This window comes from Acinetobacter sp. BIGb0102 (assembly GCF_003815055.1).
Lineage (GTDB): Bacteria > Pseudomonadota > Gammaproteobacteria > Pseudomonadales > Moraxellaceae > Acinetobacter > Acinetobacter vivianii.
In genome coordinates this window covers 324,865-337,732 of sequence record NZ_RKQE01000011.1, presented here as the reverse complement: position 1 = coordinate 337,732, position 12,868 = coordinate 324,865, and the positions used below count along the sequence as shown (strand labels likewise).

The window sequence follows — 12,868 nt, the reverse complement described above, 5'->3', positions numbered from 1 at the left end:
GTATACATATTTATCAATAACTTAATTTATCGGTAGTTCGCCCAAAACTCAGCTGCAGATCTTCGTACCAAAAAATTTATTTGGAAGATAATGCCAATCAAACAATGAAATCAAAGTGCTCGAACGCATATCCCAACTTGAATATTATTGTTGATCGTATGCGCCGTACAACCTGGCAAAATTATCAATACCGCAAGACTCAGTGCAATGGATACTGGTGAACATCTGCAATGATCGTGCATCACTTCCCCAGCATATTTTTCATCGTATTTAACTTTGCCTTTCGATCATCTAACCCATTGTAACCACCATTGATACGGCGTGTAATGAGATTGATATCGTCTTTATCGGCCAGCTCATTTAATCCATTATCGAACCAGTACTTACATGCCACCAGCATCCCGATACTCGGTAAAGCCACAATCTCTGGATTATTCTCAAAGTCTATTCCAAGAGCACGGCCATATTTACGGTAATTTGCACGACCTGTTAACTGGATCGGTCCACGACCTTTGTATCGAGTACCATCCCCTTTTTCAGTATTACCCAGATCCTTACGTCCTTCGTATGCTCTGCCACTGGCGATTTCCTCCATATAGCGGAAATTACCCGATTCATGAGCCAACTGAGCTATGAAGTGCGCCAGACGTAGATCATTATCTAAAATATGATATGTAGGCATGTGTACATTCGCTGCAAGTGCAAGCTCTTCAGCACGTGCATGTGATGCACCTAGTTTCTTGAATAAAGCTGTTAAAGTTCCACGGCCAGCAATACCATCATCATTAACACCTAATGCTTTCTGTAAATTTTGAATACTCATCACTTTTCCTCATGCATAAAAAAACCGCCCGAAGGCGGTCACGATTGTTTAAAAACTTAACTACTGATTTGGACTGTCTTTATCTTTCTTCTTTTCCTGCTCTGAACTACCGAAATAGAAACCACAGGCTGTAGTCATTGCTCCAGCAATGAAACCTAAGGCGGTATTAATCAGGTTGCTATTTTCCCGTGGCATATCCACAAAAAATAATGCAATCACCAGAACGAACATCAGCCCAACCAATGCAAAGGCTAGATAAGCCCGAGTCTGTTCACTTGTCATCACAATCCCCCTTTAAACGTTCTTTAGTCTGCTCATATTGCTTCTTACGCAATTCATGGATCTCCTGAGCCCGCTTGTCATCTCGCCGTTTAAAATACAGTGTGGTAAAAAAAGTAATTACACCGATAAAGACTGAGGCCCATACCGCCCAATCAATGCTTGCTGCATACGCTGCCACTGATAACCCCGCTGATGTATATGAAACCTTGGATGCTGTTGCTGCGATTGTGTTTGTAGCAGCTTCAACCGCGCTTGCTGCCTGTTCTTGCATTTCCTGTCTCCAATAGACAATAAAAAAGCACCCGTTTGGGTGCTTATAAAAGATTTAAGACTGTTAAAGCGTTTGTAGGATTTGTCCTCCATTGATTATCTGTAAGGTCAATAGCGGTGCACCAATAATTGCTGCTCCACCGGGTCCTGCCAGCCCTTCAAGTGTTCCGTGATAACTCCAGTTCCACGTACCAACATTAGCTGAATTGGTACCACGCTGGCCCCACCCCCCACCATTACCAGATACGGGTGATGAATAATCACTATCCAGTTTTTGATAACCTTTTCCTGGTGTATCAAAGGTGGCATCAGTCACCTTCTCAACAATATAATTATTGTCAAAGAATGCCCTGAATCTCGGTACCTCTTGTGCAATAGGTACATTGGTTAGAACCCTTCCATACGGGGCACCACCACCGCCTGGTACACCCATAAGCCCGTAGCCATATTGGTTGCTCACACCACTTGGCGTAGCTCCACCACCAGAACCACCACGGGCCACGATGCCGCCATCAATGATTAGATTCACTTTAGAATGACGAACAAGTAAGCCCGGTGCACCTGCATACCCATCGCGCCGTGATTTTGTATAAGCATCATCAGCAGTGTTTGATGTGCCACTGCGATAAGCAGCATGAGCTGCCCCACCGTCACCACCTCGACCAACGATCGTGCCTTTAATGATCAGGTTTACCAGCAGATCTGGCGGGAAATCACCAGTATCGATAGCTGGTACTTCCTTCATCGCAGGAACGGTATAGACAGATTTAGGCATATCAGGTCGGTGTTGATAAATGAGTTTAAGCTCATCCCGATACGCACTCGAACTTAAAATAAGAATGCCTGGCTCAACAATAAAAGTGATTTCCCCAGTCTTTGGTAAATCACCCCGTTGCATCTGATATAGACGAGCCAGATTAATATCAAGCTGGTCATAACGAATGTAAAGAGGCGTGTCATCCACTGGTGAGTCAGTAAAGTCCTTGTCGTTCATGTAATACCGATCATCGTAGTTGATGGCGGTGATTTTATTGCTCGTCTTGCCCACTGGTTCCTTTTTTGCCACCAGATAAGGCAACGAGCCTTTAGTATCATCGCTCACCACGATATACGTCGTGTTCATGTAATCCTCTGGATCTAACTTAAGCGGACTATTCGGCAAGCGTCCTAACACGACTTTGTTTGAAGACGAACCTGCAGTCACCGGAATCAGATCCACGCTGCCATCACTCATCTGCAGATAAATCACATAGCTTTTGCCTGCAATAAACTCCACATCATGACTTAAGGTCAGGATCAGACCTTCTTGCTGCAGCACATCACCGCTGCGGTGAACACCATTGCGATAGTCCGCCACTGCAATCCGGTCACGTAGTACCAGCAACTCTGACTCGGATGCTGCATCGAAAGTAATCGATCGACGCTGGAAGCGCATCTTGTTCCAGAGCCGGTACGCATTAAAGTGTGCTTGCCACTTGTTACGTACACCGACCGATTTCACCACTTTAGGATTCTTGGCGCTCTTGTCTGGCAGATAGATATTGATACGGCTATCGTCAACAGGATCCGTGTATTCATAAATCAGGCCATCATAGTCATCCATCACACCAAAGCTCAGATCCCTTTGATAGGTATCTGGATAAATATTCCTGAAGTTAAACAACAATACCGAGTTATCCGTAGGCCTTTCAAAATACAGCTTGAGCTTGTTGTTCTGGCGATATGACGTACAAAATACAGCATCACAAAGATTAATCACCAGTTCTTCAAATGATAAGTTTGAATCATCAATGGTTGTGCAGAACTCTGCAGCCAGCGGCGTACCAAAATAATCCACGATCTCATGATAAGTACGATAGATGTTTTCCAGATCGATCTCATCAATAGTACGGCGACCGATCTTTTCATCCAGTGCCATTGCAACCAGCGCATCAGCAAAGCTCGATGTCGGGTACAACTCTGTGGTCATCGCGCCATTTTTATAAGTCGGCAACATCCGCTGCAGATCAAAATTGATCTTGCGTGTCTTGACTGATAGAGCGCCTGTGGTCGCATAGGTTCTGGCACGGAAAACAGTTTCGCTGTGATATTTGGTGCTCTGTAGCGGGAAAGCCCCGTAAAGTGCCTGCCACTTCACTTCATCAACAACACTTGGTGCATTGATTGCGCCGGTTACACGACGTGCACGGACACTGCAACGGCCCTGAAATGTGGTCATATCCAGCGTGACACCCACAGTTTGGCGTGACTTAGAGGATCCTTTCATGGTAATGCGCTGGAACATTGGATTACCCAATGGCTCACCATTCACATTGATCGGTGTCACTTCCACTTCAAGCTCAACATCCAATGCACCTTGAATGTTGCCGTTGAAAATAGCGTAGAGACCATTGGTCGCTACAAAGTTACAGAGCACACGGCTACGTTCAACATTGTCCAGAACAAAAGGCCCGATCCATTTCTCGCCTATCGATGCAAGTCGTGGTGATAGCTCAGCTGTTTTCTGGGTTTCCAGCTCTTTCAGGATCCACCAGCCTGGATTGACTGCGGCTGGATTGGATAAGGTCATCCGGTCATTTGCAACAGACAAAACACTGTAGACCCCATCCAGATGATAAAACTGGTTATTGAACCAGAAACCGCTATTGGTGATTTCTACCCGATCATTACTGACAAACTTGGTGGTTAAATCCGTAAGATTAGATGCAGATCTTAAAATTTCATTCGGATAACCAAATCTTAAATGGTTGGTACCTTCCAGTACCTGAGTATCTGCAGAGCGCAGGATCTGGCCGTTGACCGAGTTTTGTTGCTGCACGGACAAAGGAAGTGTCGTAATCTCACTGCCTAAAAAGAAATAAGGATTGCCTGTAACAATATCGACATCAGGGCTATACACCTCAATCGATGCACCGGCAATATCAACAATATTGGTTTCACCGTCATATGCGCCATTGATGTGATAGTGGCCACGGCCAATACAGCCGACAATATGCTCAACCTCAACATTGTTCTCGTACACCTTGTAAGGCACAGCCACCAGATCAGGTGTATCGTTTGCAGCGCCGAATAGATCCACAACACGGCCATTGACTCGCATCTTGTTCTCACGGCTTGAAAGCTCGTTATTTGCTGATGAGGACTGGTTGTTATTCTGAGTGGTCTGTGCGATCGACGGCGTTGGCATCAGCAATGCAACGGCAAGGCCAACGACTAATGAAACAACTGCAGCAACCAATGCGGGGATCCCTTTCGGATTCTCGATCACAATGAATGTGCCAGGAAGAAAATCGAGCTGCTTCAAGTCATGGGCATTTTTCGGTGTGACCTCATTGGCCATTGAAATTTCAGCATGCTCCATATCACTCGGATTGTGGAAAATACGCAGGTGCTCAGGCATATGCTCATACTTTGCGGTGAGCCATTGCCCTAAGGTTGCAGCGCGTTCAACCACCTTCTTTTCAGATAAAGGATCCTGTTTATAAATAATCTTAATCATAGTAACTGACCCGATTAAACCCCATTGCCATAACAACTTGTTCAGATAAATAAGACACTCCGCTTTCCATCAGGTGCAAAACCTTACCCCCACGAAAAAGCCCCACATGCGGGGGCTTATTTTTCAGTCTGGGGTGGAAGGCGACTATGCAGCCCTCCTTGGGCATGGGCAGCGGATTAAGCAACTTCAATCGTGAGGGTAAAAAAGTGATTTCACCCTTAGGTTGCATGAACAGTTCTAGTGCTTCACCACGGTCGATGCCGTACAGATCCAATGCTGCTTCATGGGCAAAGTGGACACAGTTATAACGTTCCTGATCGTATTGCCGATCAAGTAAATGATCATGACCTTTCATAATGCCCCCTTGAGACCCGTGAAGCGATCCAGTGAGAAGATGTCGCCAGTCTTGGCAGTATTCAGTCGCGGTGATTCAGCTTTGAATGTGACTGCCTTATGATCCATGGCCACGCCTGAGAGTTGCAAGCCAAGCAGGAAGTACATCGGTGTATTGAGATTATCTGAGCTATAAAGCCGGTAATTTACTGTTGGCTTAATATCCGGATACTGCCCCTCCATCACTCGCTCAAACTCATCCGGCAGCACATCACCCAAGCCTGATATTGAAATCGTTAAGGACTGGTCCAGATCGCCCAGCATGCCCGAACGCTGAATCTCGGCAGGCAGATATTCATAGAACAGCTGGCTGTCATTCTCCTTGTGCCGGACATAAACACCCTGATCATCATTACGGACCACCCGATAGGTATTGATGAAAGACGGATGTGTCAGCTCGATACACTCCAGCTGATAAATGTCGACCGTGCGATTGAGAAAGAACTTTGCATATTCCTGATCCATCACACCACCCAATCATTGATAAGCGCCTGATCAGCAGCCAAGTCCTTCTGATTCTGTACGACCTCAAGCTGAGCATTTACCCGGTATAGATTGCCGTTAACTTCATTGGTTTTGAAAGTGCCTGGCATGAAGTTACACAGGTATTGCTGACGTGTGCCTTGGTCAATCACCAGATCCACATAGAATGATGCAGGCTGACTTTGGTAAACTCGCCAGAAAGCCATCATCTTATTGAAGTCGGCTTTGCTTAAGCTCCAGTTCACATCGACAATGTGGCTATTACGCTTTACATCAATGTAGTAGCGGCCACGGCCACCATCAAACTGCTGGCGTTTCACATCATCACCTGGTGTCACGCCATAGCCACTCGTTTGAGGATTAAGTTTTAACTTGTACATAACTTTCCTTCAGGCAATAAAAAAGCGCCTAACGGCGCTTTAAATTAAAGTTTTTGAATTCTGACTATATCAATTAAATGATCTCCAGTTGTGGACTCAGAATGTTCATCTACAATTCTAATTTCTCCGTTGTTCTGAAGAATTTTAATTAGATGAATTACACTCTGCATTTCATTTAAATCAAAATCATTGCCAATCCACATTTCCTTTCCAGAATCCAGATTTTTAATTTCTTCTTCCAATATGGCTAATTTGCTCATAAAAGCTCCCACAAGGTTAATTCACCCATTTCGGCAAACATTTATATTTCTTTAAATGCTTTTCCTCATAAAGAGAAACAACATCAAAATATCCCCATACGGCAATTACTATAGGAACAATGCCTTGCCCCCAAATAATTAACTTTACATTTTGCTGGATGATCTCTTGAAAGACATACATCCCCATAATGTTGAACTTATAAAGAAGAACTACAAATGGCTGATATAGTATCGCCGCCATTACTATCAAAAAAACGAAGAATATAGAACGCCATTTAAGGACTGGAAACTCGCTAAATGCATAAGCAACCCGGCCTAATCGCCCCTCAAACCAATCAAACATAAACCCCTCTTTTTAATATGTTTAAACCTAAAGATTAACAAATAATCAGCATAACTTAATACCGAATATAATTTAGACGACAATAGATGTCGTTTAAATCAATCACTTTTTCCTTAAGAAAAAGAAAACCACCTATCAAGGTGGTTTTCTAAAAAATACATCTAGCTCTAAGAGGGATTCTCACAAGGAGGCTTAAATCACACCTCTAAAAACTTCTTAAATGCTGACTGCATCTCTTTAATAAATTGATTCGTATCTAAAAAGTAGTTTGGATAAGCTTTTTTAATTGCCTTTAAGTCACCAACAGATACTAAAACCACATCCACATCAGGATCACTTTTAACGCTAGCTTCTAATGAAGCATAAAAAGTTTTAGCTAAATCCTCTTGATTTTTAGAAAAAGGCATTACATCTACTTTCCATGCATCCTCATCTCTATACAATCTCAAAATATGATATGCATAACGACTATTAGAAGTAGATTCAATGTGTTTTGCGGTAATCGCAATACCTTTGAGTTTCTTAAAAATTTGCAGTCTTTCCTCAATTTCTTTTGCTTGTAGAGCAATCTCATGAGGGCTAAGTTCAGAAAACTCAGTTAACATAGGAGTTTGCTCTTTTATTGAAAAAAGCGCACTACTCAGTTTAAAGAATTTCTTATGATCATCAGATCCAAAGCCCGACTTAATTGACGCCTTTTCAATGATTCCAAGCGTTTCCACAGCTGTTGCCCAAGAATGCTGAAGCTTGGTTCGTATTTGCAATTCAATACTCAATCCATCTAATTCAGCATGATCTCTACTTTTATAGATGAATATTTGATGAAGACTACGATAGCCATCTTTTTTGGGGTTGTGAATATAATCATCACAAGGAAGTTTGGGTTCATGGCTGAACCTTTTATTTACATGAATTAAATCAGCATGTAAACGATAGACATCTTGGATGCTTGGCAAAATTACCCGCAATCCTCCAATATCTTGCATACGCGCTAAATTCATCCCTGGATGCCGTTTCAATTTAGAAACAATAGAAGGCAAACGCTTAAGACGCTGCGCAACGGTAAAATCCTTAAATTTTAATTCAACACATCTTCTTTTCAAAGTTTTTTGAAAAGTGTCAATAGGGTAAGTATGTAAAGATCGCCATGCAGTTAAAACTTTAAAGGCTTCTATTTTCTGAGTTTCACTTGCCTCAGAGCTGATTAAAGTGTTACCTGCTCTTCTTAATACATTTGTACCCGGTACAACTATTTTTTCTGAGCCACTCATAACCAATACCTAGTATTTGTTTAAAAACAATTTTAACATATTTTTTAATTTGGTGTTTTAAATTTCTAATAAATTAATGTTTTTAAATATTAATTTCAAGTCAAAACCAGCTTTAAATGAAAATTAAAAATAATTTCTACTCCAAAAATTGTAAAAGAAAAGGCCACCTCGAAAGGTGGCTTTTGTTGATTAACGATTACGGCGTGCAGTCGTGTTGGTTGAAATGGCTCGGCTAATTGGTGAGTTAGGTTCCTTGATTTGATCACTGACAATCTTCGGCACCTCACGTGGAAGCTCCTTTTTCAACTCATCTTTAACAATAAGCCGGACAGTACTTTCATCCAGTTGCTCTGCTTCGACCGTTGTCCCTTTCACCTGGTTCACGACTTCAATTTTAAAGTTGATCGTAGGTGCTAATGGTTGAACTGAAGCTATCGCCTCAGCCTGTGGCCGTGCAGATCTGCCTAGAGTGAAATCATAGACATCCTCAAGATTTGAGCGATCCTGAACCAGACCATTTGGTGAGAAATACACTTTGCCATCATGATACAGATCCGAACCGGTAGAGATCTTTGGAGTATCTGTAGTCTGATTCGCCTTATAGATAATCTGGCCATCTCCGGATTGATTGAAGATGTTTGATTTCTTCTGGCTTTCCATAAAGGCATTTGAGCTCATCAGTGCACGGCGCATAATATTTTCAGCCGAGTTGTTTTTGAGGAATGCTTCAGGGTTCGCACTCTTACGCATACTCTCAACTAAATTGACACCACCCCAGCGTTTAATATCATCCTGTGACCATACGATCTCGCCTTTATGAACAGATCCGGCAACCTCGTATTTACCACCTTTACCCGTATAACCACCCTCAGCAAAGCCTTGGTCCTTAATTGCACGGATATTGCTGATAATGCTGGCACCTTGAGCAATCGCCCCTGCAATTAATGGCAAGTTTTGAGGAAAACCAACCTTGGCAGCTTGAGCAATGTTCTGTTGAATCGCAATACCGGCTGCTGCGATCGCATAGGCTTTATCTGCAGCAAACATGATCTTGTAGGCCTTGGATTGCTCACCGAACATAGAACCAAACATCGATGTTACTGAACCAATCATTTGCCCACCGAGAGCAATTTGAGCATTCAATCTATCTTGTTGGTACTTATCTTCAATCTCTTGGGCATTTTGAGCATATTCATCATAGATGATATTGCGTTGCTCAAGAGCGGCTTGCATGATCGCTGTTTTCTGATCCTCAAAATCTTGCTGTGTTAAAAGACCGGCCTGGAGTTTGGAGTTGATATCCTCAATACCGCTCTGCTCGCTATAGTCCACCGCTGCTGACTTGCTATCAAACAGATCCTGAGCTGCACCAAGGCGGCTAAACCGGTCTTGATCCTGTCTATAGAAATCACCATAGCCATTCATATCAGCCTGGATACTCCCCCAGTTCTGAACAGCACCGGTAATCTTGTCATGCACCTCCTTTTCCTGATTGGCTTTGGAGAACGTAATCAGTTTTTGGCGCTCTTCAATACTCAGCTTGGTATTTTTTAAAATTTCCTCCCGTTCTAATCGATATCGTTCCTGCATAGCTTCTGTTTCAGATAATAAGGATAGCTTCGCCTGGAACAGACGCTGTTCTTGTGCCAGTTGTACCAACCCGAGCTCTTGCTGATATTGTTGCTCCAGCAGTTCAACAGCCTGTTTTTGTTCAGACTTGCTTAACTCAATATCATGAGCGGCATTGAATTTTTTACGGGCAAAGCTTTCTGCAAGCAACTCAGTTTCAGTTTTTTGGAACTCCTTATAGTCATCCAGCTTAGTACGTAAAGCTTGTTGAGCGATCGCAATATCATTGTCTGCACGAGCTTTCAGATCGGCAACAATCTCCGCTTTACGTTCAGGACTAAAGTTGGCTTTATCAACATCCTCTAATTTTTGAGCCAGATCATTGCGTATCTTGGTTTGCTGATCAGCAACTTCATTTTCAAGTTGAATCCGTAAACGTGCCTGCTCTTCAGCCATTTTGGCGTCATCTTGAAGCATTTTTGAGAAATCTTTTGATGAAATATCACCAGCAGAATATCCATTGATGCCTGCCATATAGCCCTGAAAGTCTTTCCAGTATTGATTGTTATATTTACCAATACCTTTACCCTTCTGAACGTTGCCCTCACCGGCATGGTAAGCACGTACAGCCTTCTCCAGATCACCCTTAAACAGTTTGAGAAGGTAGGACATGTACTTACCTGCACCCTCCGCAGACTGAGCCAGATCTGTTCGATCTTTGACACCGTATTGCTTGGCAGTACCGGATAAGAACTGGAAACCTCCCGTTGCGCCGGTATCTTTGTTATAGGCTTTTGCATTCCCTCTGGATTCAATCATGTGAATTGCAGAGAGTGTTCCTGCAGGCAGTCTGTATTTAGACTCAATGTTGGAAAAACCAAATTTTGATGCATTGGCCTGAACCTTGGCATTTACAGATAGAATTTTCTGTTGTTTAGACAACTCATCTGTTGTTTCCTTTAATGCCTTATTTTTAGCCTCTATAACCTGGTTATTTTTCTCCTCAATGGCTTGAACTCTCAACGCTGCCTGATACATCTCAGTAGTAATCTGCACACCATTTTTTCGCGCCCAGTTTGCCAAATCTAATAATGCCTTTACTTGTGCTGGAGTATAGTTCTTGGCAAGCAGTCTCTGTGATAGTTGGGCATCAAAATCACGATCAAATAATGAATCGGCATATTTCTTTTGGGCCTCTTTTGCAGCCAAAGCAGCCTTTTCATTTTCAGTTAATGACTTGGTATTTTTATCAAGTCCGACAATCGCATTCTCAGCTTTATTGCCCGCAAGGGTTACCTCAATCCCAAACAAACTATAGGTTTTTTTGGTCTTGTTGGCAGTTTCAGCGGCCACATCATAGGCGCTTACTTGTTTGAGCAATGCATCCCTGAGATCTGAAGGGATTCTCTGATCCTTCAGTTGCTCTATCGCTTCAGTATATGAAATGGTACCAAGGCGGGCCTTATTTGAAATATCGGTAACTTTTACATTACCAACTGCATAGTTTTGAATGGCAATTAAAGCTGATGCGACCGCCTGCTCTTGTTGCTTCAGCTTCTTGTTCTGATCATCCAGCGTTGCAGCTAGATCAGCAAGCTTTTCTTTACGTTGCTCTTCACTCAGTGCCTTGATTTCATCTTTGGTTAACTTTGCAGCCTCAGCTTGCTCTTTTAACTTTGCCGTTGCCTCCTCTGCCTTACCATTGAAATAAGAGTAAGCGGCAGTCAAACCGGCCACGCCCAAGGTAATTGCACCTATTGGTCCACCAATTAAGGCAAACGCTCCACTAGCCAATCTTCCTACATTGATAGAAGCAGCTGCAAGACGTCCTTGCGCTGCTGTTTGTGCATTCGTAGCGGCCGTGACCGCTGCTTGAGCCTGTGCATAACGAGCTGCCGCTGCCGTAGCGCCGTATTTAGCCTGTGCTTCAGCATTGGTCGCCTGAACATTGGCAAGATGTGCTTTAGCCGCATTAAGTGTTGCTGTTGCTTCTGCAACCTCAGCCTGAGCATTTGCAACAGATGCCTGACGACTGCGGATGGTTGAGATAATCCCGGTATCGGTGGCAACAGTTTTAGCAATAATTGTCTTTGTTAAATAAGCAAGACCACCTGCCGCTGCTGCACTCATCACAATATCAATATTATCAGCTAATAAGCCTAAGCTTGCAGCTGCAGTATTGGTTGCACCCGTACTCTGATTGATTTCACCAAGCAATTTGGTCACGGCATTTGACAATGTAGTCAGGCCATCTGCCAGACTATTCTCCATTGCATCCGCTAATTCCTGATTCGAGTCTCTGGTGGCTTTTAATGTCTTGATCAGATCTTCTAAAGAGATTTTACCGGTTGCACCCAGCTCACGAATTTGTACCTCAGTCTTACCTGTGGTTTTGGCCATATCTGCAATAATGTTATCGGCAGCGGTAACAATCGAGATCCAGGCATCAGCATCAATTTTGCCTTTGGCCATAGATTTAGAAAATGCATCAATTGCTGATTGCGCCTGGTCAGCACGTGCTGCATTTGCCGTAAATGAAAAGGAAAGTGAGTCAGACACATCCAAGGTATCATTGGTGGCGTAACCTAAGGCTTTCATCCCACCAGCCAAGCCTAAATAAACCTCTTGCGCTTCACCTAAGGCACGGTAAGTGCTTTTTGTAGACGCATATAGACGCTCCTGAACAAGATCAAACTCAGCAGCACTATCTGTTGCATTACGAATACGTGCGGCCATCTGAGTTGCACCATCAGCTCTGGCAATTGCTTCATTTACAGTAACCAGACCCACCATAAAACCGGCCAAGGCTTTAATCGATGCCCCATAAGAATGAATCGACTTTTCCTGTTTATCCAGCTCTTGCGATGTTTTTTTAATTTCCTGTGAAAACTTTTGGTTCTGCTGAGTTGCCTGCTTGGTAACTGCAACCGTTTTTTGCACGGATGAGTTGGCATTGTTTACCGTGGTATTGAAGTTCTGGACAATGTTATTGGTCACAGAAAACTGTTTACCCATGTCCTTTGTAGATTGTGATGCTGAATCGCCACGCTCAGTAATTCTAGACATTTCATCAGCCAAGGCTTTGGCATTGCGTTCAGCATTCTGTGAGTCAATTACGATGACTAAGCGGGATTCTTGCGTCATGTTTACTTTCCTTCAGGCAATAAAAAACCGCCTAAAGGCGGTCATATGTTGGATATAAAAAAAACCACTCATTGAGTGGGTTATAAAGTTGAATATCTTTATCTTTAAGTTAATGATAAAAAAGAATTATGTGGTACTTTCTTGTATCAGT

The 12,868-nt window shown here is 43.1% G+C and carries 11 protein-coding genes; all 11 read right to left on the bottom strand.

What is annotated here, in order from left to right:
• Positions 1–241: 241 nt before the first annotated feature.
• The 11 genes from EC846_RS07825 to EC846_RS07775 all read right to left on the bottom strand — a co-directional run bounded on the left by EC846_RS07825 (position 242) and on the right by EC846_RS07775 (position 12,717).
• A complete protein-coding gene (locus EC846_RS07825) occupies positions 242–823 on the bottom strand; it encodes a glycoside hydrolase family 19 protein (RefSeq protein WP_123774781.1) in 582 nt (193 codons plus the stop codon).
• A gap of 60 nt (positions 824–883) precedes the next feature.
• Positions 884–1,105 (bottom strand): hypothetical protein, encoded by a 222-nt coding sequence (locus EC846_RS07820; RefSeq protein ID WP_005231578.1) that lies wholly within the window; start codon positions 1,103–1,105, stop codon positions 884–886.
• Positions 1,095–1,376, bottom strand: a complete 282-nt coding sequence (locus EC846_RS07815; protein ID WP_123774780.1) for a phage holin — start codon at positions 1,374–1,376, stop codon at positions 1,095–1,097. Before EC846_RS07815 ends, EC846_RS07820 begins: the two co-directional genes overlap by 11 nt.
• A 63-nt stretch (positions 1,377–1,439) precedes the next feature.
• Entirely contained in the window at positions 1,440–4,874 is a 3,435-nt protein-coding gene (locus EC846_RS07810; protein ID WP_123774779.1) for a host specificity factor TipJ family phage tail protein, read from the bottom strand.
• Positions 4,867–5,229, bottom strand: coding sequence for a hypothetical protein (locus tag EC846_RS07805; protein WP_123774778.1), 363 nt, complete (start codon positions 5,227–5,229; stop codon positions 4,867–4,869). The genes EC846_RS07810 and EC846_RS07805 overlap by 8 nt, the downstream gene beginning before the upstream one ends.
• Positions 5,226–5,732, bottom strand: a complete 507-nt coding sequence (locus EC846_RS07800; protein ID WP_005231582.1) for a DUF1833 family protein — start codon at positions 5,730–5,732, stop codon at positions 5,226–5,228. Before EC846_RS07800 ends, EC846_RS07805 begins: the two co-directional genes overlap by 4 nt.
• On the bottom strand, positions 5,732–6,130 hold the full coding sequence (locus EC846_RS07795) for a hypothetical protein (RefSeq protein WP_123774777.1): 399 nt from the start codon (positions 6,128–6,130) through the stop codon (positions 5,732–5,734). Before EC846_RS07795 ends, EC846_RS07800 begins: the two co-directional genes overlap by 1 nt.
• A gap of 44 nt (positions 6,131–6,174) precedes the next feature.
• Positions 6,175–6,390, bottom strand: coding sequence for a hypothetical protein (locus EC846_RS07790; protein ID WP_123774776.1), 216 nt, complete (start codon positions 6,388–6,390; stop codon positions 6,175–6,177).
• 16 nt (positions 6,391–6,406) lie between these two features.
• Positions 6,407–6,733, bottom strand: a complete 327-nt coding sequence (locus EC846_RS07785) for a hypothetical protein (RefSeq protein WP_123774775.1) — start codon at positions 6,731–6,733, stop codon at positions 6,407–6,409.
• Positions 6,734–6,930: 197 nt separating this feature from the next.
• Positions 6,931–8,004: a RelA/SpoT domain-containing protein gene (locus EC846_RS07780; RefSeq protein WP_123774774.1), complete on the bottom strand. Its 1,074-nt coding sequence runs from the start codon at positions 8,002–8,004 to the stop codon at positions 6,931–6,933.
• Between the two features lie 189 nt (positions 8,005–8,193).
• Positions 8,194–12,717 (bottom strand): tape measure protein, encoded by a 4,524-nt coding sequence (locus EC846_RS07775; protein WP_123774773.1) that lies wholly within the window; start codon positions 12,715–12,717, stop codon positions 8,194–8,196.
• Positions 12,718–12,868 lie beyond the last annotated feature (151 nt).

Excerpts from the sequence above, each read along its gene's own strand:
- EC846_RS07825 (WP_123774781.1), bottom strand. The coding sequence starts at position 823 with ATGAGTATTCAAAATTTACAGAAAGCATTAGGTGTTAATGATGATGGT.
- EC846_RS07820 (WP_005231578.1), bottom strand. The coding sequence starts at position 1,105 with ATGACAAGTGAACAGACTCGGGCTTATCTAGCCTTTGCATTGGTTGGG.
- EC846_RS07815 (WP_123774780.1), bottom strand. The coding sequence starts at position 1,376 with ATGCAAGAACAGGCAGCAAGCGCGGTTGAAGCTGCTACAAACACAATC.
- EC846_RS07810 (WP_123774779.1), bottom strand. The coding sequence starts at position 4,874 with ATGATTAAGATTATTTATAAACAGGATCCTTTATCTGAAAAGAAGGTG.
- EC846_RS07805 (WP_123774778.1), bottom strand. The coding sequence starts at position 5,229 with ATGAAAGGTCATGATCATTTACTTGATCGGCAATACGATCAGGAACGT.
- EC846_RS07800 (WP_005231582.1), bottom strand. The coding sequence starts at position 5,732 with ATGGATCAGGAATATGCAAAGTTCTTTCTCAATCGCACGGTCGACATT.
- EC846_RS07795 (WP_123774777.1), bottom strand. The coding sequence starts at position 6,130 with ATGTACAAGTTAAAACTTAATCCTCAAACGAGTGGCTATGGCGTGACA.
- EC846_RS07790 (WP_123774776.1), bottom strand. The coding sequence starts at position 6,390 with ATGAGCAAATTAGCCATATTGGAAGAAGAAATTAAAAATCTGGATTCT.
- EC846_RS07785 (WP_123774775.1), bottom strand. The coding sequence starts at position 6,733 with ATGTTTGATTGGTTTGAGGGGCGATTAGGCCGGGTTGCTTATGCATTT.
- EC846_RS07780 (WP_123774774.1), bottom strand. The coding sequence starts at position 8,004 with ATGAGTGGCTCAGAAAAAATAGTTGTACCGGGTACAAATGTATTAAGA.
- EC846_RS07775 (WP_123774773.1), bottom strand. The coding sequence starts at position 12,717 with ATGACGCAAGAATCCCGCTTAGTCATCGTAATTGACTCACAGAATGCT.